At 66.4% G+C, this 22,145-nt stretch carries 18 protein-coding genes; 11 read left to right on the forward strand and 7 right to left on the reverse strand.

Features of this window, described 5'->3' with window-relative positions; translation table 11 throughout:
* The first annotated feature begins 209 nt into the window (after positions 1–209).
* Genes ABC728_RS15825 through hslO form a run of 3 tightly spaced genes read left to right on the forward strand, consistent with a single transcriptional unit; the run spans position 210 to position 3,261 of the window.
* Positions 210–1,382: an aspartate aminotransferase family protein gene (locus ABC728_RS15825; RefSeq protein ID WP_445376603.1), complete on the forward strand. Its 1,173-nt coding sequence runs from the start codon at positions 210–212 to the stop codon at positions 1,380–1,382.
* Positions 1,379–2,293, forward strand: coding sequence for an ornithine carbamoyltransferase (argF, locus tag ABC728_RS15830; protein ID WP_416619312.1), 915 nt, complete (start codon positions 1,379–1,381; stop codon positions 2,291–2,293). Before ABC728_RS15825 ends, argF begins: the two co-directional genes overlap by 4 nt.
* Complete coding sequence (hslO, locus tag ABC728_RS15835) at positions 2,290–3,261, forward strand: Hsp33 family molecular chaperone HslO (RefSeq protein WP_416619313.1); 972 nt, start codon at positions 2,290–2,292, stop codon at positions 3,259–3,261. The genes argF and hslO overlap by 4 nt, the downstream gene beginning before the upstream one ends.
* A 163-nt stretch (positions 3,262–3,424) precedes the next feature.
* Here hslO and ABC728_RS15840 read toward each other — a convergent pair whose 3' ends face one another.
* A complete protein-coding gene (locus tag ABC728_RS15840) occupies positions 3,425–3,691 on the reverse strand; it encodes a hypothetical protein (protein WP_416619314.1) in 267 nt (88 codons plus the stop codon).
* Positions 3,692–4,235: 544 nt separating this feature from the next.
* Between ABC728_RS15840 and dnaK the strand changes: the two genes are divergently transcribed.
* The 4 genes from dnaK (at position 4,236) to trpS (ending at position 10,379) form a co-directional block, all read left to right on the forward strand.
* Positions 4,236–6,158, forward strand: coding sequence for a molecular chaperone DnaK (dnaK, locus tag ABC728_RS15845; protein ID WP_416619315.1), 1,923 nt, complete (start codon positions 4,236–4,238; stop codon positions 6,156–6,158).
* A 184-nt stretch (positions 6,159–6,342) separates the two neighbouring features.
* Complete coding sequence (dnaJ, locus tag ABC728_RS15850) at positions 6,343–7,485, forward strand: molecular chaperone DnaJ (RefSeq protein ID WP_416619316.1); 1,143 nt, start codon at positions 6,343–6,345, stop codon at positions 7,483–7,485.
* A gap of 169 nt (positions 7,486–7,654) precedes the next feature.
* Positions 7,655–9,214 (forward strand): murein biosynthesis integral membrane protein MurJ, encoded by a 1,560-nt coding sequence (murJ, locus tag ABC728_RS15855; RefSeq protein ID WP_416619317.1) that lies wholly within the window; start codon positions 7,655–7,657, stop codon positions 9,212–9,214.
* A 163-nt stretch (positions 9,215–9,377) separates the two neighbouring features.
* The gene (gene trpS, locus ABC728_RS15860) at positions 9,378–10,379 is read left to right on the forward strand and encodes a tryptophan--tRNA ligase (protein ID WP_416619318.1); all 1,002 of its coding nucleotides are present in this window, start codon (positions 9,378–9,380) and stop codon (positions 10,377–10,379) included.
* 69 nt (positions 10,380–10,448) lie between these two features.
* On the opposite strand, the gene ABC728_RS15865 is transcribed toward trpS, so the two are convergent.
* Complete coding sequence (locus ABC728_RS15865) at positions 10,449–10,988, reverse strand: FxsA family protein (protein WP_416619319.1); 540 nt, start codon at positions 10,986–10,988, stop codon at positions 10,449–10,451.
* Between the two features lie 101 nt (positions 10,989–11,089).
* Between ABC728_RS15865 and ABC728_RS15870 the strand changes: the two genes are divergently transcribed.
* Together ABC728_RS15870 and mltA are read left to right on the forward strand one after the other, a co-directional pair.
* Entirely contained in the window at positions 11,090–11,845 is a 756-nt protein-coding gene (locus tag ABC728_RS15870) for a Tim44/TimA family putative adaptor protein (RefSeq protein WP_416619320.1), read from the forward strand.
* An 85-nt stretch (positions 11,846–11,930) separates the two neighbouring features.
* Positions 11,931–13,139, forward strand: coding sequence for a murein transglycosylase A (gene mltA, locus ABC728_RS15875; RefSeq protein ID WP_416619321.1), 1,209 nt, complete (start codon positions 11,931–11,933; stop codon positions 13,137–13,139).
* A 197-nt stretch (positions 13,140–13,336) separates the two neighbouring features.
* Here the strand turns inward: mltA and ABC728_RS15880 are convergent, their stop codons facing one another.
* Positions 13,337–14,374, reverse strand: a complete 1,038-nt coding sequence (locus ABC728_RS15880; RefSeq protein ID WP_416619322.1) for a DUF2125 domain-containing protein — start codon at positions 14,372–14,374, stop codon at positions 13,337–13,339.
* Between the two features lie 106 nt (positions 14,375–14,480).
* On the opposite strand from ABC728_RS15880, the gene ABC728_RS15885 reads away from it, so the two are divergent.
* Together ABC728_RS15885 and ABC728_RS15890 are read left to right on the forward strand one after the other, a co-directional pair.
* A complete protein-coding gene (locus tag ABC728_RS15885; RefSeq protein WP_416619323.1) occupies positions 14,481–15,032 on the forward strand; it encodes a gamma-glutamylcyclotransferase in 552 nt (183 codons plus the stop codon).
* A 123-nt stretch (positions 15,033–15,155) separates the two neighbouring features.
* Positions 15,156–15,827 carry an MBL fold metallo-hydrolase gene (locus ABC728_RS15890; protein ID WP_416619324.1) on the forward strand — a complete coding sequence of 224 codons (672 nt, stop codon included), beginning with the start codon at positions 15,156–15,158 and terminating at the stop codon, positions 15,825–15,827.
* Positions 15,828–15,977: 150 nt separating this feature from the next.
* Here the strand turns inward: ABC728_RS15890 and ABC728_RS15895 are convergent, their stop codons facing one another.
* From ABC728_RS15895 to nusA, 4 genes are all read right to left on the reverse strand, one after another.
* Positions 15,978–16,571, reverse strand: coding sequence for an outer membrane protein (locus tag ABC728_RS15895; protein ID WP_416619325.1), 594 nt, complete (start codon positions 16,569–16,571; stop codon positions 15,978–15,980).
* 480 nt (positions 16,572–17,051) lie between these two features.
* On the reverse strand, positions 17,052–19,847 hold the full coding sequence (infB, locus tag ABC728_RS15900; protein ID WP_416619326.1) for a translation initiation factor IF-2: 2,796 nt from the start codon (positions 19,845–19,847) through the stop codon (positions 17,052–17,054).
* A 48-nt stretch (positions 19,848–19,895) separates the two neighbouring features.
* Entirely contained in the window at positions 19,896–20,594 is a 699-nt protein-coding gene (locus ABC728_RS15905) for an RNA-binding protein (protein WP_416619327.1), read from the reverse strand.
* A 43-nt stretch (positions 20,595–20,637) separates the two neighbouring features.
* Positions 20,638–22,134, reverse strand: a complete 1,497-nt coding sequence (nusA, locus tag ABC728_RS15910) for a transcription termination factor NusA (protein WP_416619328.1) — start codon at positions 22,132–22,134, stop codon at positions 20,638–20,640.
* Positions 22,135–22,145 lie beyond the last annotated feature (11 nt).

Below are 22,145 nucleotides of genomic sequence, written 5' to 3' on the forward strand. Positions count from 1 at the left end.
TTCCATGGGCGGCGTGTTAACCAGCCCGTTCTTTCGCGTTCATTCATAAGCTGAAAGGGTTAAAACCGCAACGCTCTTGCCCAGGACACGTGAGGGATGCATGGGGGTAAGTTGACAGGCGGACACTCCCACCCAATAGTCCGCGGTTCCGGCGTGCGGGCATAGGGCCCGACACGTTGCGAACCCTATGGCTCAATGGAGTTGAGGCCGTGATCCCTGCCGTGATGCCCACCTATTCCCGCGTCGACATTGTGTTCGAGCGGGGTGAAGGCGCCCATATCTGGGATACGGACGGCCGACAATTCCTGGATTTCACCGCCGGCATCGCGGTGAACGCCCTGGGTCACGCGCATCCTTACCTGGTGCAGAAGCTGACCGAGCAGGCGGGCAAGCTCTGGCATACATCCAACCTGTTCCGCGTGGCGGGGCAGGAGCAGCTTGCCGGGCGGCTGACGGAACTGACCTTCGCCGACACGATGTTCTTCACCAATTCCGGGGTGGAAGCGTGGGAATGCGCCGTGAAGACGGTGCGTAAGTACCATCATGACACGGGCCATCCGGAAAAGACCCGCTTCATCGTGGTCGGCGGCGCCTTCCACGGCCGTTCCACCACAGCCATCGCCGCCGCCCGGTCGGAAAAGATGACGGGCGGATTCGGCCCGCTGCTGGATGCGTTCGACCAGGTCCCGTTCGAGAACCTGAACGAGTTGCGCGCCGCCATCACGCCGCAGACGGCCGGCATCATCGTGGAACCGATCCTGGGCGAAGGCGGCATCCGCGTCGCCAGCCCGGATTATCTGCGGGCGCTGCGCCAGGCGGCGGACGAGTTCGGCCTGCTGCTGGTCTTCGACGAAATCCAGACCGGCGTCGGGCGGACCGGCAAGCTGTTCGCCCATGAATGGGCGGATGTGGCGCCCGATGTCATGTGCATCGCCAAGGGCATCGGCGGCGGTTTTCCCGTCGGCGCCTGCCTGGTCAGCGAGAAGGCCGCCGCCGGCATGGTGCCCGGCACCCATGGCAGCACCTTCGGCGGCAATCCGCTGGCCATGGCTGTCGCCAACGCCGTGCTGGACGTGGTCACCGCCCCCGGCTTCCTGGAGAAGGTGGCGGAGACCGGCACCAGGCTGGAGGCCGCCCTGGCCGCCCTGGTGGCCCGCCATCCGGCCGTGCTGGCCGATGTGCGCGGCAAGGGCCTGATGCTGGGCCTGAAATGCGTCAAACCGAACGGGGACGTGGTGACGGCCCTGCGCCGCAACGGCCTGCTGGTCGTGCCCGCGGCGGATAATGTCATCCGCATCCTGCCGCCGCTGACCATCGGCGAGCCGGAAATCGCCGAAGCCGTCGCCATCATCGACAAGACCTGCCAGGAGCTGGCGCAATGACCATCGACAAGACCCCCCGCCATTTCCTGGACATCCACCGGCACAGCCTGGACGAACTGCGCGAGATGCTGGACCGCGCCGCCTTCATGAAGCGCGGCCAGGGATCGGAACGCCCGCTGCTGGGCAAGACGCTGGCGCTGATCTTCGAAAAGCCCAGCACGCGCACCCGCGTGTCGTTCGAGGTGGGGATGCGCCAGTTGGGCGGCGAGGTGATCTGCCTGACCGGCAAGGAAATCCAGCTTGGCCATGGCGAGACGATCGGCGACACGGCCCGCGTCCTGTCGCGCTATGTCGACATCATCATGCTGCGCACCGACCATGAGGCGAAGCTGCATGAAATGGCGGAGGCGGCGACCGTCCCCGTCATCAACGGCCTGACCGACAGCTCGCACCCCGTCCAGATCATGGCCGACATCCTGACCTACGAGGAACGCAAGGGCCCGATCAAGGATGCGGTCTTCTGCTGGACCGGCGATGCCAACAATGTCTGCGAAAGCCTGGTGCATGCCGCCGTGCTGTTCGATTTCGAACTGCGCATCGCCTGCCCGCCGGAATTGTCGCCCACCCACCAGACGCTGGAATGGATCAAGGCGCATAATGGCCGTGTCACCATCCACCGCGATGTGGAAACGGCCGCCGCCGGGGCCGATGCCATCGTCACCGACACCTGGGTGTCGATGCACAACAAGGATGCGCATCGCCGCCACAATCTGCTGAAGCCATACCAGGTCAACGAACGCATCATGGGCCTGGCGAAAAAAGACGCCATATTCATGCATTGTCTGCCCGCCCATCGCGAGGAAGAGGTGACGTCGGCCATCATCGACGGCCCGCAATCCGCGGTGTGGGACGAGGCGGAAAACCGCATGCACGCCCAGAAGGGCATCCTGACCTGGTGTCTGAACCGATGAATTCCGTACCCCCCGTGGCGGGCCAGCCCCGCCACGACACCGATGAAGTGACGGCCGAGTTCGATATCTGCCAGCCGTTCCAGCTGGACAGCAGCTCCTTCCGCGGGCGGCTGATCCGGCTGGGGCCGGCGCTGGACGAGATATTGACCCGCCATGCCTATCCGGAGGAACTGGCGCCGCTGCTGGCGGACACCATCCTGCTGGCGGCCACCCTGGCTTCCTCCCTGAAATATGACGGCATCTTCACCTTGCAGACCAAGGGTGACGGGCCCGTGGCCTATACGGTTGCCGACGTCACCTCCGTCGGCGATCTGCGCGGCTATGCCCGGGTTGATCTGGAACGGCTGGCCGAACAGCGCGGGCACAGGGGGTTCAAGCCCGACCTGGGCTCCCTTCTGGGGTCGGGCTATGTCGCCTTCACCGTGGACCAGGGCGAGCATACCGAGCGCTACCAGGGCATCGTGGAACTGCGCGGCGCCACCCTGGCCGAGGCCGTGCGCCATTATTTCCGGCAGAGCGAGCAACTGGCGGCCAGCATCAAGAGCTTCGTGGGCAAGGATGCCGACGGGCGCTGGGTGGGCGGGGCGATCATGCTGCAGGCCCTGCCGCCGGAGGATGCCGGTATCTTCACCGAGCATCAGGCCGGCGTGCGGGAAGAGGACTGGAACCGCGCCGGCCTGTTGCTGGACACAGTGACGGCGGATGAGCTGCTGAGCCCGACGCTTGGCGCCAATGAGCTGATCTACCGGCTGTTCCATGAGGAACAGCCCCGCATCCACCCGCGCACGGCCCTGCGGCCCGGCTGCCGCTGCTCCCGCGAGCGGGTGGGCGACGTGCTGCGCAGTCTGGACCGCGCCGAGCTGGATGACATGCGGATCGACGGGGTGGTGGCCGTGACGTGCGAGTTCTGCAACGCCACCTACGACTTCACCGACCAGGACCTGGACCGGCTCCACGCCGCCTTCTGACCGGCCTTCTGATATGTGGCATGACCCCGGCGTTCCGGCTCTCCCGGCCTGTCGCCGGGGTGATGCCCCCTCCCGGCATGTCGCCGGGGTGATGCCCCCTCCCGGCATGTCGCCGGGGTGATGCCAGCGTCACCGGCACATCGTCACCGGCATATTGCGTCAGTCAGCAGGTGCCCGCCACCTTGCGCCGCGCGAGATCGCCCATTTCCGGGGGGGCCGCCCGCATCAGCCGCTTGCGCCGGGCACGGGCTGCGTCGTCGGCGGCCAGAACGGCCAGCGCCAGGAACTCGGCAAGATCCTCCATCTGTCCCCGCTTCGCTTCCTGGACCAGGCTTTCCAGGCAGCGGCGGATGGCCAATGCCGTTTCCGGTCCGCCTTCCTCTGCGGCCGCCAGGGTGGAACTGTCGAAATCTTCCGTTAAACAGCTCATGATCCCAAGCCCCCACAAGCAATTATCGGCATATGCCGCATCATTTGATCTTGTTAGGGATGACATTAGACCGTTTCCGGAGGGAAAGGGATATGTAAACGTATTAATATTTTGAATTAATAAATATACACCACCTTAGGCAGTACATATGCTGGTTCAACTGGCTGTAAGATGTCTTTCACAACTATTGGCGTTGGATGATTATTTAAAGTGCGCGATAAAAGGGCATTGCCTTCCCGCAACGCCGGTCCATCGGAAGGGTAGGGAGGTGCTTACCCCTTCCGGACAGGGCGAATCGAAAGGATACGTGCGCACGGAAAGGCAGCCCTGCCGTAAACTGTGAACTTGGGATGAAGGCAGGACAGTTGCGCATGGTCGCGGGCCTGCCTATATCTGCTGTGCGTCGGCATGGAAGGTCTTCCGGTGCCGGCTGGGTTCCCCGGCCAGGGATGGCCGGACCCGGCAGTCAGAACCATTGGGGACCATATCGCGGTGCCGGAGGGCATTTGGGCCGCGGGCGGTCTGCCGGAAAAGAGAGGTCGTCATGAGCAAGGTTATCGGTATCGATCTGGGCACCACCAATTCCTGCGTGGCCGTGATGGAAGGCACGCAGGCCAAGGTTATCGAGAATACGGAAGGTGCCCGCACCACGCCGTCCATGGTCGCCTTCACCCAGAGCGGTGAACGGCTGACGGGACAGCCCGCGAAGCGCCAGGCCGTCACCAACCCGGACAATACGCTGTTCGCCATCAAGCGCCTGATCGGGCGCCGCTATGACGACCCGGTGACGAAGAAGGACAGCGCCCTTGTTCCTTACAAGATCGTGTCGGGCGGCAATGGCGATGCCTGGGTCGAGGCGCAGGGCGACAAGTACAGCCCCAGCCAGGTCAGCGCCTTCATCCTGCAGAAGATGAAGGAAACGGCCGAGGCGTATCTGGGCGAGAAGGTCACCCAGGCCGTGATCACCGTTCCGGCCTATTTCAACGACAGCCAGCGCCAGGCCACCAAGGATGCCGGCAAGATCGCCGGTCTGGAAGTGCTGCGCATCATCAACGAGCCGACGGCCGCCGCACTGGCCTATGGCATGGAAAAGAAGGGCGCCGGCACCATTGCCGTGTACGACCTTGGCGGCGGCACGTTCGACGTGTCGATCCTGGAAATCGGTGATGGCGTGTTCGAGGTGAAGTCCACGAACGGCGACACGTTCCTGGGCGGTGAGGATTTCGACAGCAAGATCATCGATTACCTGGCAGAGGAGTTCCAGAAGGAGCAGGGCATCGACCTGCGCAAGGATCGGCTGGCCCTGCAGCGCCTGAAGGAAGCCGCGGAAAAGGCCAAGATCGAGCTGTCCTCCTCCGTTCAGACGGAAGTCAACCTGCCCTTCATCACGGCCGATGCATCCGGCCCGAAGCACCTGAACATCAAGCTGACCCGCGCCAAGCTGGAAGCCCTGGTGGATGATCTGGTGCGCCGCACCGTCGGCCCCTGCCAGGCGGCCCTGAAGGATGCCGGCCTGAAGGCGTCGGAAGTGGACGAGGTGATCCTGGTCGGCGGCATGACCCGCATGCCCAAGATCATCGAGACCGTGAAGCAGATTTTCGGCAAGGAGCCGAACCGCGGCGTGAATCCCGACGAGGTGGTGGCCGTCGGTGCCGCCATCCAGGGTGGGGTCCTGAAGGGCGACGTCAAGGACGTGCTGCTGCTGGACGTCACCCCGCTGTCGCTGGGTATCGAGACGCTGGGTGGCGTCTTCACCCGCCTGATCGACCGCAACACGACCATCCCGACCAAGAAGTCCCAGGTGTTCTCCACGGCGGAGGACAACCAGTCGGCCGTGACCATCCGCGTCTTCCAGGGTGAGCGCGAAATGGCCGCGGACAACAAGATGCTGGGCCAGTTCGACCTGATGGGCATCCCGTCCGCCCCCCGCGGCGTCCCGCAGATCGAGGTGACCTTCGACATCGATGCGAACGGCATCGTCAATGTCGGCGCCAAGGACAAGGCCACCGGCAAGGAGCAGGTGATCCGCATCCAGGCGTCGGGCGGCCTGTCGGACGCCGATATCCAGAAGATGGTCAAGGATGCCGAGGAGCATGCGGCCGAAGACAAGAAGCGCAAGGAACTGGTGGAAGCCAGGAACCATGCCGACGGTCTGGTCCATTCCACCGAACGCACCCTGAAGGACAATGAGGACAAGATCTCCCCGTCCGACAAGGCCGCGGTGGAAACCGCCATCGCCGACCTGAAGGCCGCGATGGGGGGGGATGACGCCGCGGAGATCAAGGCCAAGACCGACGCGCTGGCCCAGGCCAGCATGAAGGTGGGCGAGGCCCTGTACAAGGCCGGCCAGGAAGACGGCGCCGCCGAGAATGGTCCGCAGGCATCTGCCGGCGACGATGACGCGGCCGGTGGCGACAAGGTCGTGGACGCCGACTTCGAGGAAGTCGACGACCGCAAGAAGAACTGATGACCTGACCCCCGACGGGGGCGGGACCGCCGGTCCGGAACATGTGCGGGCCCGCCCGGTTTCCCCGGGCGGGCCTGTTGCATGGCAGGCACCGGCGTGGAATTGTGAGGATTGGCTTCAGGTCCGGGGGCTGCGCCTGTGACAGGGCGGCCGGATCGGATGCGAGAAGGAACAGAGGCCACCCATGTCCAAGCGCGACTATTACGAAGTTCTCGGCGTTGCCAAGTCCGCCAACGCCGATGAGCTGAAGAAGGCGTACCGCAAGCTGGCCATGCAGTACCACCCGGACCGCAACCAGGGTGACAAGACGGCCGAGCAGAAGTTCAAGGAAATCAACGAAGCCTATGATTGCCTGAAGGACGAGCAGAAGCGCGCCGCCTATGACCGGTTCGGCCATGCCGCGTTCGAGGGCGGTGGCGGCGGGCGGCCCGGTGCGGGGCCCGGCGGCTTCGATTTCGGCGGCGGCTTTGCCGACATCTTCGACGAGATGTTCGGGGAGTTCATGGGCCGTGGCGGCCGTGGCGGCCAGACCAACAACCGCGGCGCGGACTTGCGCTATAACCTGGAAATCAGCCTGGAGGACGCCTTCAAGGGCTCCGCCACGCAGGTGCGCGTGCCGACCAGCGTCATGTGCGATCCCTGCGGCGGGTCCGGGGCGGAGACGGGCAGCAGCCCCACCACCTGCGGCACCTGCAACGGGGCGGGCAAGGTACGGGCCCAGCAGGGCTTCTTCACCATCGAGCGTTCCTGCCCCACCTGCGGCGGGGCCGGCCGGGTGATCAAGGACCCCTGCCGCCATTGCGGCGGCCAGGGCCGCGTGCGCAAGGAGAAGACCCTGCAGGTCACGATCCCGGCCGGCGTGGAGGATGGCACCCGCATCCGCCTGGCCGGGGAGGGAGAGGCGGGGCTGCGTGGCGGCACGCCGGGCGATCTCTATATCTTCCTGTCGATCAGCCCGCACCGGTTCTTCCAGCGCGATGGCGCCAACCTGCATTGCCGCGTGCCCATCCCCATGACGACGGCGGCCCTGGGCGGCACGATCGAGGTACCGACCATCGATGGCAGCCGCGCCAAGGTGAACGTGCCCGGCGGCACGCAGACGGGCCATCAGTTCCGCCTGAAATCCAAGGGCATGAGCGTTCTGCGCAGCCCGGCGCGGGGGGACATGTACATCAATGTGATGGTCGAGACGCCCGTGAACCTGACCAAGCGCCAGCAGGAATTGCTGCGGGAGTTTGAGAAGGAAGCCGCCGAGAAGGGCCACAATCCCGAGTCGGAGGGGTTCTTCGCCAAGGTCAAGGAACTCTGGGCCGACCTGAAGGATTGAGGGCGGGGAGCTTCCTTCCTCCAATCATCAACCGTCACCCCGGTGAAGGCCGGGGTCCAGTTTGCCAGGCACCATGCTTCACGATACTGGACCCCGGGCCTTCGCCGGGGTGACGGTCTCAAGGGCTGAAACGGTGCATTTCCATCGCACCGGAGCCTGAGCGACCCCCATGAACTTTGCCCGCGCCATCGCCACCGTCGGCGGCATCACCATGGTCAGCCGCGTGCTGGGCTTCGTGCGCGACATGCTGATGGCCCGCTATCTGGGCACGGGCATGGCGGCCGATGCGTTCTTCGTCGCCTTCCGCCTGCCCAACCTGTTCCGGTCCTTGTTTGCTGAGGGCGCCTTCACGGCCGCCTTCCTGCCCCTGTTCAGCGGCACGCTGGAAAAGGAGGGGCAGGACAGCGCGCGCGGCCTGGCGGAGGAGGCATTGGCCATCATGGTCATTGTCTTGATGGTTTTCTCAATCATCATGGCGATTTCCATGCCCTGGGTCGTGGCCGTACTGGCCACGGGCTTTACCGATGATCCGGCACAATTCCGGCTTGCCATCTCTCTTTCCTATATCACTTTTCCCTATCTGGCGCTGATTTCTCTGACGGCGCTTCTTGGATCAATACTCAATGCCGTCGGGCGGTTCGGGCCTTTCGCGGCGGCGCCAGTGCTGCTGAACGTCATCCAGATTTCCGGCCTGCTGCTGTCGCGGCCGCTGGGGGTGGAGGCGCACTGGATGCTGGCCTATGGCGTGCCTGTGGCCGGTCTGGCCCAGCTTGCCTGGATGATCCTGGCCTGCCGGCGGGCCGGCATGGGGCTGGCGCTGCGCCGGCCGCGCCTGACGCCGCGGGTGAAGCGGCTGTTCGCCCTGCTGGCGCCGGGCATTCTGGGGGCCGGCGTCTATCAGTTCAACCTGCTGATCGGCACGAACCTGGCCTCCTGGCTGCCGACCGGTGCCGTATCCTACCTGCAATATGCCGACCGGCTGAACCAGTTGCCCATGTCGGTGATCGGCGTTGCCGTGGGCACGGCCCTGCTGCCGCTCCTGTCCCGGCAGATGGCGGCGGGGGACCATGATGGTGCGAAGGCCAGCCTGTCGCGCGGGCTGGAATTCGCCGGCCTGCTGGGCCTGCCGGCCACCGTGGCCCTGCTGGCCATTCCCGGGCCGCTGATCCATGTGCTGTTCGAGGGCGGGGCCTTCACGGCCGAGGCGACGGCGGCCACGGCGGCGGCCCTGCAGGCCTATGCCATCGGCATTCCGGCCTTCATCACGGCCAAGATCCTGTCTTCCGCCTATTTCGCGCGCCAGGACACGAAGGGGCCCGTGCGTATCGCCATCGTCGTCCTGCTGGGCAATATCGCCGTCTCGCTGGCCCTGATCGGGCCGCTGGGCCATGTGGGGCTGGCGCTGGCACCGGGCCTGACGGCTTGGCTGAACGTGGCGCTGTTGGCCATCGGTCTGCGTCGGCGGGGGTTGCTGGCGCTGGATGCGCGGCTGACCGCGCGGCTGTGGCGCATGGGCGTGGCGGCCGCCGGGCTGGCGGTGGCGGGCTGGGGCCTGGCCCGCCTGCTGCATCCGTGGCTTTATGACGGGCAGGGGCTGGTCAAGGTGGCGGCCCTGGCGCTCATCGTCACGGGCGCGTCGGTCACCTATTTCGCGCTGTGCTTCCTGCTGGGGGCGGCGCGCCCGGCAGAGATCAGGGGGCTGCTGCGGCGGGGTGGCGCAAAACCCTGACATCGGAAATCCTGACATCGGGATGATGGCGGACCGGCCGGCGGGTCGCGGTCACCAGGACTGCGCAGCCATCCACCTCCCGCCGCTTGACCGGGCATCGGCTGGCACGCGATACAGGCTCCCCGGCATTTCGCCTTCCACAAGCGAGCATTCGAGAATAGCGATGACCCTTATCTTCTCCGGCATGCAGCCGACCCGCCAGCTCCATCTCGGCAATTATCTGGGCGCGCTGAAGAACTGGGTGAAGCTGCAGCATGATGCGCAGGCCATCTTCTGCGTGGTCGACATGCATGCCATGACCATCGCCCACGACCCGGAAACCCTGCGGTCCAACATCCGCGAGGTCGCGGCGGCCTATATCGCCGCCGGCATCGATCCGGAGAAGAACATCCTGTTCAATCAGTCGGCCGTGCCGGGACATGCCGAACTGAACTGGATATTGACCTGCCATACACCGCTGGGCTGGCTGAACCGCATGACCCAGTTCAAGGAGAAGGCGGGCAAGCAGAAGGACAATGCCGTCCTGGGTCTTTACGCCTATCCCGTGCTGATGGCGGCCGACATCCTGCTGTACAAGGCCACGCATGTGCCGGTGGGCGAGGACCAGAAGCAGCATCTGGAACTGGCCCGGGACATCGCCGGCGCCTTCAACCGCTATTACAAGGCGGACGATTTCTTCCCCCTGCCGGAACCGCAGATCCTGGGCGAGGCGACGCGCGTCATGAGCCTGCGCGACGGCACCAAGAAGATGTCCAAGTCCGACGAGAGCGAGTACAGCCGCATCAACCTGACCGATGATGCCGACACGATCGCCCTGAAGATCCGCAAGGCCAAGACCGATCCGGAACCGCTGCCGTCGGCGGCCGAGGGGCTGGAAGGCCGGCCGGAGGCCGCCAATCTGGTGACGATCTATGCCGCCCTGTCGGACACGACGAAGGCCGCCGTGCTGTCGGAATTCGGCGGGCAGCAGTTCAGCGCCTTCAAGGGGGCGCTGGCTGATCTGGCCGTTGCTAGGCTGGCCCCCATCGCCGGTGAGATGAACCGCCTGCTGGGTGACCGGGCCGAACTGGACCGGCTGCTGAAGCGCGGGGCGGAGCGTGCGGGCGAGATCGCCGGCCGCACCATGAACGAGGTGAAGGATCTGGTCGGTCTGGTCCGCTTCTGAACAAGGCCTCCCATCGGGCCGAAGAAGGCGCGGGTTCCCACCCCGGGACCCGCGCCTTTCTTTTGCGCGTCAGGTGGGGGAACCGGGGGGACGCCACTTGCTGTCGGGTGGGGGCAGCTCACCGGCCCTGTCGCCGATGACGGGGGCGCCATCCACCGGGGCGCCATCGCCGCCTTCCGGCCGGGAGACATCCTGGAAATCGCCGTCGATGATGGTGGTGCGGCCGGGGGCGGGGCGGGGCCGGACGGGGGCGCCGTTCACCTCCATGAAGATGGTCATGCGCGACAGAAGCGCCCGCCGCACCCCCGGAATGAACAGGATCAGGGCCAGAAGGTCGGTGAAGAAGCCGGGGATCACCAGCAGGATGCCGGCAAAGGCGAAGCACAGCCCGTCGAACATCTCCCGCATGGGCGCCACCTCGCCCGTCTGCAGGCCGATCTGGGCCCGGCGCACGCCTTCCAGCCCCTGGCGCTGGATCAGCAGCACCCCGACAATGCCCGACAGCACGACGAGCAGCACCGTGCTCACCGCGCCCACCTGGGACCCGACCCAGGCGAAACCGGCAATCTCGATCAGGGGCAACAGGAGTAATGGCACCAGGAAACGCATGGCTGTCCTTGCTCTTTACGGATTGAGGGCCTATCTAACGAACAGGCTTCGTTAATGGTAGCGCCCGGACGGACGGATGGCGAGGACCGCCTGACTGTCAGATGGGGATCGCACCGGGCCGTGTGCAAGGGCAGATATTGGGTGATGCGATGGGTGCCGTCTGGCTGGAAATTCTGATTTTCGGGATGGTCGCGGCGTTCTTCATTTATCGCCTGCGCAATGTCCTTGGCCGCCGCCATGGGGAGGAGCGGGAACGCCCCAATCCGTTCGCCCAGCGCAATGACAGCTCGTCGACGGGACCCACCGTCAATGGCCCGGACAGCGACAATGTCATTCCGCTGCCGCCGCGCAGCCGCGACGGGGCGGAGGGAGAGCCCCTGCCGGCCGATCCGTCGGGGCCCGTGTCGCTGGTCGATGGCCTGCGCCTGATCCGTGCGGCCGACCCGGATTTCAACGAGCGCACCTTCCTGCAGGGCGCGCGCGCGGCATTCGAAATGATCGTCAACGCCTATGCCCAGGGTGATACACCGACGCTGCGGCCGCTGCTGGCCGATGATGTCTATGACCGGTTCGCCGGCGCCATCCGCGACCGTCAGGCCGCGGGGGAGACGCTGGAAAGCCGTATCCACAGCTTCGAGGCGGTCGACCTGTCGGCCGCCCGGATGGAAGGGCGCACGGCGCTGTGTACCGTCACCTTCACGACGCGCCAGACCCATGTCACCCGCGATGCGCAGGGCAATATCGTCGACGGGGACGAGAACCAGCCCGAGGAAGTGACGGATATCTGGACCTTCAGCCGCAATACCCGTTCCGGCGACCCGAACTGGCTGCTCAGCGAAACGCGCAGCGGCGGTTGACGGGGGCTGTCAGCGAACCGATCTTCCAGGGCGCCCCCTTGCGGGCGCCCTTTTCATTGTGCGCACCGACCACAGGCCGCCATCGATGCATCGTTCCATCTCCCGTATCGCCGCCATCCTTGCCCTTGCCCTGCTGGCCGCCTGCGCCCAGCCGCCCCGCCTGCCGGCGGTTCCGGCACCGGAACCCGAAAAGCCGCCGGCCCGTCTGGTGCTGCATCCCGCCAGCTTCGCCGAACTGCCAGGCTGGACGGCTGACCGGCAGGCGGATGCCCTGCCAGCCCTGCTGAAATCCTGCGAGCGGCTGGGAAGGCAGCCCGCGGATCGCGCGCTGGGACCCGACGGGGCCATGGGCCGGATCGGCGACTGGACGGCGCCCTGTGCCGCCCTGGCCCGGTTGCCGGCCGGTGATCATGCCGCTGCGCGCCAGGTGCTGGAAAGCCTGTTCCAGCCCTGGGCAGCCAGCGACAATGGTGCTGCCGAGGGACTGTTCACGGGCTATTACGAAAGCGCGCTGCGCGGTTCCTTCCGCCGCCAGGGCCGCTATCAGACCCCGCTCTACAAGCGGCCGGGCGATCTTGTGATGGTCGACCTGGGCGAATTCCGGCCCAACCTGAAGGGGGAGCGTATCGCCGGCCGGGTCGTGAACGGGCAGTTGAAGCCCTTCGCCGACCGCAAGGCGATCGAGGGCGGGGCCCTGGCGGGCCGCAACCTGGAACTGCTCTATGTCGATGACCCGGTGGATGCCTTCTTTGTCCAGATACAGGGTTCGGGCCGCGTGACGCTGCCTGACGGCAGCCAGATCCGCATCGGTTATGACGGTCAGAACGGGCACCCTTATGTCGCCATCGGCCGCGAACTGGTGGCGCGCGGTGCGCTGACCCGCGAGGAAGTGTCCATGCAATCCATCCGCGCCTGGCTGGAGGCCCATCCGGGCGAGGCCAAGGCGCTGCTGGACACCAACCCGTCCTTCGTCTTCTTCCGCCAGTTGGAAGGGGAGGGGCCGGTGGGTGCGCAGGGCGTGGCCCTGACGCCGGGCCGGTCGCTGGCCGTGGACCGCAGCTTCATCGCCTATGGCGTGCCCGTCTGGCTGGAGGCACAGGACCCGCTGGCGGCCGACACCCGCATCCGCCGCCTGATGGTGGCACAGGATACGGGCGGGGCCATCCGCGGCCCGGTGCGCGGCGATGTGTTCTGGGGCCACGGTCCGGAAGCCGAGCAGCGCGCCGGCCTCATGAAAAGCCAGGGCCGCTACTGGCTGCTGCTGCCCCGTGGCGTCACTCCGCCGCTGGGGTGATGCGGCGGCCGCCGCTGCGCCCTTCGTGCGGCGTAGCCAAACCATCGCACGGATCAGCTGAATCCGACATACAAGGGGCATCCATGATTGATGGTACACCCAAATGACCAGAGAATCCCCGAAATCTCTTGTTTAAGTATCTGAAAATAAAGGAAAATATGAGGTCTCTACCGGGATTCTCTGAGGGGAGCGGCATATCAATCCCATGACAGGGGCGGCACTGTCGCCACCGGGATCGGGCCGATGAACAGCTTGCTTTCCTGCAGGCTGACGGGCACGGCCACGGCATGCCGCCCGTCGACGGTCCGCCGCGCCATCATGCCCAGGGCCGCCTTGACGGCGTCGCCCTGACCTGCTTCCAGGCTGCCGTTTCGAACCATCATGTCGACCAGGGCGTCGCTGCCCGACAGTTCGGCCGTGCCGGCCCCTTCGGGCTGCAGGGTGCGGTCCAGGGCCAGCGTGCCCTCCATCCGCATGTCGATCCCGCTCCACAACAGGCGCAGGGCCAGGATTTCAAGGGTTCCGCCCCCATCGCGCCAGGCCGCCAGTCCCGCCGCACCGGGCCCGGCGGGCAGGGGGCCGCGCGGTTCGAAGGACAGGGCGATCTGGTCGACCCGGCGGCCCAGCGGGGCCGGCACGGCGCCCGGCAGGTCCAGCCCCAGGATCAGCAGGCTGGTCCGGCCCTGCGGATCGGTCGGGCCGGCCGGTGCCCTCAAAGGGGCTGTCCAGGTGACGGTCGCGGCGGCCGCTGCCAGGGGACCCAGATCGCCGGCGGCGGCCGTGTGCGGCTGTTCCAGCATCAAGGTGGCGGACCGGATTTGCCCGCCGGTGCCCAGCATCAGTGCGCCCGTCAGGCCGGCGGCCTGACCCGCCACGGGCGCGTGGCGGGAAGACCCCGCCAGGTCCAGCCGCACCGGGCCCTTGCCGGCCAGTTTGATATCCGAAGGTGCCCAGGCCCAGGCCGTCAGTTCCAGCGGCCCGCTCTCCACCACGGTGCCGCTGGGCCATTGCGCCCGCATGCCCGCCAGCCGCACTGTCAGGTGCAGGGGGAAGCCCTCCACCACCGGGTCCCCCAGGGCCAGCACCACGCCCTGTCCGGCCAGCGCCTGTTCGGGGGCGGTGGCCAGCGCGGTGCGCAGCCGGCCGGCGGCCGTGGCCCAGAAGGCCGTATAGGCCAGCAGCAGCAGGATGGCCACTGACAGGGCCAGGAACAACGGGCGGTAACGGCGCAGCATGGCGGTGATTCCGTTGGCGAAAGGTTGATCGGCATCAAGGGCGGTTCCGCCCGCCGCCGGCTTGCGGTACCATTTTGCGATTGCGAGATGGAACCGGCAACCTGGAATGAACGACACGGCCCCCATTCCCGATTTCGACCACCCGCCCGGTGCGGACCTGTGGGTCTTCGCCTATGGTTCCTTGATGTGGAATCCGGGCTTCGCCTTCGTGGAACAGCGTGAAGGGCTGCTGCGGGGCTGGCACCGGGGTTTCTGCATCTACAGCCACCAGCATCGCGGCACGCCCGAACGGCCGGGGGCCGTGCTGGGGCTGGACCGGGGCGGGTCCTGCCGGGGCCGCGTCTATCGCGTGGCGGGCGACGCGGTGCCGGGCGTGCTGGATTATCTGTGGCAGCGGGAAATGGCCTACAGCGTCTATATCCCCCGCCGGCTGCGGGTCGGCACGCAAGGGGGCGATGTGCAGGCCCTGGCTTTCACGGCCAACCCACGGCACGAACAGTATTGCGGCCGGCTGGGCCTGGATGGCACGGCGGCGCTGATCCGCCAGGGGGTCGGCATGTCCGGCCGCAATATCGATTATCTGACCAGCCTGATCGATCATCTGGCGCAACTGGGCATCCGCGACCGGGGCCTGGGCGAACTGGCGGCCCGGGTGTGATAATTTGTGTGATGCCTTGTGTGATAGCGGGCGTGATGCGGGATGACGTGGTTGACAAGCCGGGGTGCCGGATGTCACCCACGCATCCGGTGCTGAAATCCATATGGCGGAAGGCGTGAAGGAATGAGTGCGACACCCCCGATGAAGGCTGTGATCATTCCGGTCACCCCGTTCCAGCAGAATTGCTCCATCATCTGGTGTACGCGCACGTTGCGCGCCGCCGTGATCGACCCCGGCGGCGGGGTGGACCAGATCCGCCAGGCCGTGGCCAAGAACGGGCTGACCGTCGAGCGCATCCTGGTCACCCACGGGCATGTGGACCATGCGGCGGCCGTGGCCGACCTGCAGGATGCGCTGGGCGTGCCCGTGGAAGGTCCGGCCATCGAGGATAATTACTGGATCATCGCGCTGAAGGACCACGGGGCCGGCTATGGCATGCCCTATGCCCGTCCCTTCACGCCCGACCGCTGGCTGGTGGAAGGCGACAGCGTCACGGTGGGGGACCTGACCCTGCAGGTCTTCCATTGCCCCGGCCACACGCCCGGCCATGTCGTGTTCTTCCACGAGCCGTCGCGGTTCGCCATTGTCGGCGATGTGATCTTCGAAGGGTCGATCGGCCGCACGGACTTTCCCGGCGGGAACATGGATGACCTGATCCGGTCCATCCGCGAAAAGCTGTTCCCGCTGGGCGATGACATCACGTTCCTGCCGGGTCATGGCGGCCTGTCCACCTTCGGGCGCGAGCGGCAATCCAACCCCTATGTCGGGGACCGGGCCGTGGCCGGCCGGGGTTGACGGGTGCGGGCCGGCCAAGCGGATGATGTAAAAACCCCCGGCGCCTGGGGATTGGCGCCGGGGGCTTGAAAAGGGCAGGTCCGTTGAGGGCGTTACCGGGCCTGCCCTGGCGTGCCGCCCGGTGTGGGGAGCGGGCGGGACGGGGGCTCGTCAGAACCGGTAGGCGACGCCGACGCGGATCTGGTTCTCATCGAACCTGGTCTTGTCATAGTCCGTGTAGTTGTATTCCACGCGGGCCAGGACATTCTGCGTCAGGGCATATTCCAGACCACCACCCAGGCGCAGCCCGTCCAGCGTGTCATCGGCCTTGATGCGGGTGGCGCCGGAGCCGACCGAAACCTCATAATTGGTCCGCTGCCAGCCGACGCGGCCGTAAAGCAGGGCGTCATTGCTGATCAGATAGCCGGCACGGGCCGAGATGCCGTAGCTTTCATTCATCGACAGCGAGGTCGGCAGGCCGGCAACGGTGCCCTTGCCCGAGATGTCGGCGCTGCCCAGGTCGATTTCACCGCCCAGATAAAAGCTGTCGAAGGTCTTGCCATAGCCGGCATAGGCACCATACAGCCAGCCGTCGCTGTCGAACTTGGCATTCGCGGCGCCGGAGGCGGCCGAAGCGTTATTGTCGGTGTAGCCGGTATAGGCGCCGACATAGGCCCCATCGAAGGGCGACTGCGCCAGCGACGGAGCGGCGCCAACGGCGACCAGAGCAACACCACCAAGCAGAGCAGAAGCAATACGGGACATTTATTTCTCCATTCAGGTTTCCAGTGACACAGCTTTCCTGTGGCGCCAATTCATGGCGCATTCCTGGAACCACTTTCTTCACTCGTTATTGCAATTGTGGCGATTTCTTGTTTGAAACCTAGCCACGTCATCGCGGTGAAGACTGTTTAGCCGAACTTGAACGGTGTTCGATGTGCGTTTCATCACACAAGCCATGCGATGAAAACATGGAGGCCATGGCGAGGCCTTCATCTTGAAATCGAAATGGGAACGGCCTATGGCGCCGGTTTTTCACGCCGGCCCCAACATTCATCGGCTTGGCTACCCCGCACGAGCGGCGCGGCCGCGGTCGCCGCCGGACCAACGCGCGATGCGTTCTCCTCATCGCGAGTTGGCATACCACTCTTGTACGGCGCTACCTTCGCGGCACCGGGCGAAAAGGAAAAGGCCGGCGCCCCTGTTCGGGCCGCCGGCCTTTTCCGATATCCCGTCCGAACCCGGTTACAGGGCGCGGGCGATCTCTTCCATCTCGAAGGCTTCGATGATGTCGCCTTCGCGGATATCGTCGTAATTCTCGAAGGCCATGCCGCATTCGAAACCTTCGCGCACTTCGCGGACTTCGTCCTTCATGCGCTTCAGGGTCTTCAGCGTACCCTCGTGGATCACCACATTGTCGCGCAGCAGGCGGACCTTGGCGCCACGCTTCACGATGCCCTCGCTCACGCGGCAGCCGGCAACCTTGCCGACCTTCGTGATGTTGAAGACCTGCAGGATCTGCGCGTTGCCCAGGAATTTCTCCCGCAGCGTCGGCGACAGCATGCCGGTCAGCATCTGCTTCACGTCATCGATGATGTTGTAGATGATCGAGTAGTAGCGGATTTCCACGCCATCGCGCTTGGCCATGTCGCGGGCCTGCGGGTTGGCGCGGACATTGAAGCCCACGACCAGGCCCTTGGAGGCATTGGCCAGCGTGATGTCGCTTTCGGTGATGGCGCCCACGCCGGACGTCAGCACGCGCACCTTCACTTCCGTATGTTCGGCCGTCAGCTTCTCCAGCGCGCCGGAAATGGCCTCCACCGAACCCTGCACGTCGCCCTTGATGACGATGGGCAGTTCCTTGGCCTCGCCCGCCTGGATCTGCTTGAACATCTGCTCCAGCGAACCGCGGCCGGACTTGGCGCTTTCGGCCTCGCGCTTCTTGCGGGCGCGATATTCGGTGATTTCGCGGGCGCGGCTCTCGCTGTCGACCACGACCATTTCCTCACCGGCCAGCGGCACGCCGCCCAGGCCCAGCACCTCCACCGGGGTGGCGGGGGTGGCATCGGTGACATTGGTGCCGCGGTCATTGACCAGGGCGCGGACACGGCCCCATTCGGAACCGGTCACGACGATGTCACCGACCTGCAGGGTGCCGCGCTTGACCAGCACGGTGGCCACGGGGCCACGGCCCTTGTCCAGCTTGGCTTCCACCACCACGCCATCGGCGGTGCGGTCCGGGTTGGCCTTCAGCTCCAGGATTTCGGCCTGCAGCAGGATGGCTTCTTCCAGCTTGTCCAGGTTGAGGCCGACCTTGGCCGACACTTCCACATCCAGGACCTCGCCACCCATGCTTTCGACGACCAGGTCGTGCTGGAGCAGTTCCTGGCGCACGCGCTCGGCCCGGGCGGCCGGCAGGTCGCACTTGTTGATGGCGACGATGATGGGCACGCCCGCCGCCTTGGCATGGCGGATGGCCTCGATCGTCTGCGGCATGACGCCGTCATCGGCCGCCACGACCAGCACCACCACGTCCGTGACGTTGGCGCCACGGGCCCGCATCTCGGTGAAGGCGGCGTGGCCCGGGGTGTCGATGAAGGTGATCTTCGACCCCGACGCCAGCGTCACCTGATAGGCGCCGATATGCTGGGTGATGCCGCCGGCCTCGCGGGCCGCCACATCGGTCTTGCGCAGCGCGTCCAGCAGCGAGGTCTTGCCGTGGTCGACATGGCCCATGACCGTGACGACGGGGGGACGCGACACCAGATCCTCGGTGCGGTCCACCTCGCCCTTCACGCCGATTTCCACGTCGCTCTCGGCCACGCGGGTCGGACGATGGCCCATCTCCTGCACGACCAGCTCGGCCGTGTCGGCATCGATGGTCTGGGTGATGGTGGCCATCACGCCCATGCGCATCAGCGTCTTCACGACGTCGGCCCCGCGCTCGGCCATACGGTTGGCAAGATCGCCCACCGTGATGACCTCCGGGACGATCACGTCGCGCGTCACCTTCTGGGTTTCCTGCCGGCCGAACTGGCGCAGCCGCTCACGTTCGCGGGCGCGCTTTGCGGCGGCCATCGACCGGCCGCGGCGGCCATCATCATCGGACAGGGCCTGCGAGATGGTCATCTTGCCGCCGCGGCGCTTGTCGTCACCCTTCGCCTTGACAGGTGCTGCGGGAACCTTGGCCGGGGCCTTGCCGGGGCCGGCGACCTTGGCGCGGCGGGGACCGTCCTCATCCTCGAAGTCGCCCGCGGGGCGCGGGGCCACCGGACGGGCAGCGCCGCCGGCATCCGTGGTCGCGGCCGGACGGGGTGTGCGCTCCTCCTCCTTGCCGGCGGCCGGGGCGGCATGGCGGGACCGGCTGGTCTCCGACCGGCTGGCGGCTTCGGCCTTGCGGGCGTCCTCGGCTTCCTTGCGCTTGCGCTCGGCTTCCGTGGCGGCGGCCTTCTCGGCCTCCTGGATGGCGCGCAGCTCCTCCATCTCGCGACGGCGGACCGTGTCCTCGTCCAGCGGCTCGGCGGCGGCGGCATCGGCGGCGGCCCTCGCGACGGCGGCATCGGCTTCCGCGGCAGCGCGGGCCTCGGCCTCCTCGGCGGCGCGGATTTCGGCCTCCAGGGCTTCCTGCGCGGCGCGTTCCTCCTCGGCCGTGACGCGGCGATCCTCGGCCTCCGCGGCGGACCGCAGGGCGCGGATGCGCGCTTCACGCTCGGCGTCGCTCAACTGCCGGGGGGCGTTGCCACGCGGCTGCGGGCCACGGCCACCGGCCGCACCCTCTGCCGCGCGTCGGGCAGCGGCGCCGCCATCGGCCACGCCGGGCACGGCGCCCTTCTCGAAGGTCCGCTTGCGCTTGACCTCGACCGCCACTTCCTTGCCGCGCCCATGCGAAAAGCTTTGGCGCACGGTGCCTGCTGCGCCGCCTGCCTGCTGTGCGGGGGCCGCCGCCTGCTTCGGCTTGTTGGCCCCACCCAGTCCAAGCGTGCCGCGACCACCCAGGGTCAGCACCTTCTTGTCGCGGTTCTGGTCGTTGGTATCGCTCATCCCTAATCCGACAGTAAGCCGTTGAAACCTATCCAGATGCCCAAGAACTCAGGCATCTGCCCCGCCAAGCGCGGAAAACCGTGCAACCTCGCGGCGGACCTGCTTTGCCAGCGGCCCGGCCGCCAGCACAACATGCACCGCCTCTTCCCGACCCAGGGCCGCACCCAGTTCCGCCCGATCGAACACATCGACCAGCGGCACGCCCCGCGCCTGTGCCAAGGCATACAACTTGGTCCGGCCATCGTCGGACCCGTCACATGCCTCCAACCACAATCCTACACTCTTTTGGCCCGCACCGCCCGCCCGGCCGATGAAACCGGAACGCAATGCAGCCTGTACCTTTTCAAACCCGGCCAGGGCGCCCCCGCCCTTCCGGGCAAGACCGACCAGTCCCAGGGCGCGGCGCCGGATCAGCCGGCGCGTCAGCGCCAACAGGTCCGGCACGGGTTTGACACCGCGGCGGGCTGCCTTGGCGAAAAGCCCCTTGGCCAGGGCCTTTTCAACCAAACCCACCTCGGCCGTCAACCACAGCCCGCGCCCGGGCAGGGTTTCGTCCACGTCGGGCACCACCTGCTGGTCCGGCCCGATGACGAAGCGGACCATGCCCGCCTTGTCCTGGACCTTCCCGCTGGCGATGCAGCGGCGCAGCGGGCTTTTGCGTCCCGCCACGGCCTCCGGCTCGTCGGCCTGTGCCTCGGCATCGAGTTCCGGCGGATAGCCGGTCGTCGCTTCACTGCCGCCGCTCATGACCCCGATCCCCATGACCTCACACATGAAGGGAGGGAAGGCCTCAGCCCTCCGCCCCTTCCTCCTCGGCGAACCAATGCGCGCGGGCGGCCATGATCACCTCATTGGCCTCGTCCAGCGTCATGGCATCCTTGCCGATGATGTCCAGCAACTCGTCGCCGGCCAGGTCGGCCAGGTCGTCCAGCGTGCGGACGTCCTTTTCACCCAGCTTGACCAGCATGGCGGGCGTCAGCGCCTCGATGGCGGCGACATCGTCCTCCACCCCCAGCTCGCGGCGCTTGCCGTCCAGGATCTCGTTCTGCTGTTCCAGGAAGATGACGGCACGGTTCTGCAGCTCGGCGGCCACATCCTCGTCGAACGCCTCGATCCGGGTCAGTTCGTCCAGATCGACGAAGGCGATCTCCTCCACCGAGGTGAAGCCTTCGTTCACCAGCAGATGGGCGATCATGTCGTCGACATCCAGGGCTTCCATGAACAGCGAGGAGCGGGACGAGAACTCGGCCTGCCGGCGCTCGCGCTCCTCCGCCTCGGTCATGATGTCGATGGTCCAGCCGGTGAGCTGCGAGGCCAGACGCACATTCTGGCCACGGCGGCCGATGGCCAGCGAAAGCTGGTCGTCGGGCACCACCACCTCGATCTTGTTGCCCTCGTCGTCCAGCACGACCTTGGCCACCTCGGCCGGGGCCAGCGCGTTGACGACGAAGGTGGCCGGATCGGGCTTCCAGGGGATGATGTCGATCTTCTCGCCCTGCAGCTCGCCCACCACGGCCTGAACGCGGCTGCCGCGCATGCCGACGCAGGCGCCCACGGGGTCGATCGAGCTGTCCTTGGAAATGACGGCGATCTTGGCGCGGCTGCCGGGATCGCGGGCCACGGCCTTGATCTCGATGATGCCGTCGTAGATTTCCGGCACTTCGGCCTTGAACAGGCCGGCCATGAACATGGGATGGGTGCGCGACAGGAAGATCTGCGGCCCGCGCGGTTCCTTGCGCACGTCATAGATATAGGCGCGCACCCGGTCACCGACCTTGAAATGCTCACGCGGCAGGCACTCGTCACGGCGCAGGATGGCTTCCGCCCGGCCCAGGTCGACGGTGACATTGCCGTACTCGACGCGCTTGACCAGACCGTTCACGATCTCGCCCTTGCGGTCGATATACTCGTTATATTGCCGCTCGCGCTCAGCCTCGCGCACCTTCTGCACGATGACTTGCTTGGCCGTCTGGGCGGCGATGCGGCCGAAATCGATGGGGGGCAGCGGGTCGACGATGAAATCGCCGATCTCGGCCCGCGGATTCTTGCGGCGGGCCTTGGCCAGCGGGACCTGGGTCGCCTCGTTCTCCACCTCTTCCACCACTTCCATGTGGCGGGTCAGCTGGATATCGCCCGTCTTGCGGTCGATGCGGGCGCGGATGTCATGCTCGTGCCCGTATTTGGAGCGGCCAGCCTTCTTGATGGCCTCCTCCATGGCTTCGAGCACATGCTCCTTGTCGATGTTCTTCTCGCGGGCGACCGCGTCGGCTACCTGAAGCAGTTCCATCCTGGCGAACC

The organism is Niveispirillum fermenti, assembly GCF_052474395.1.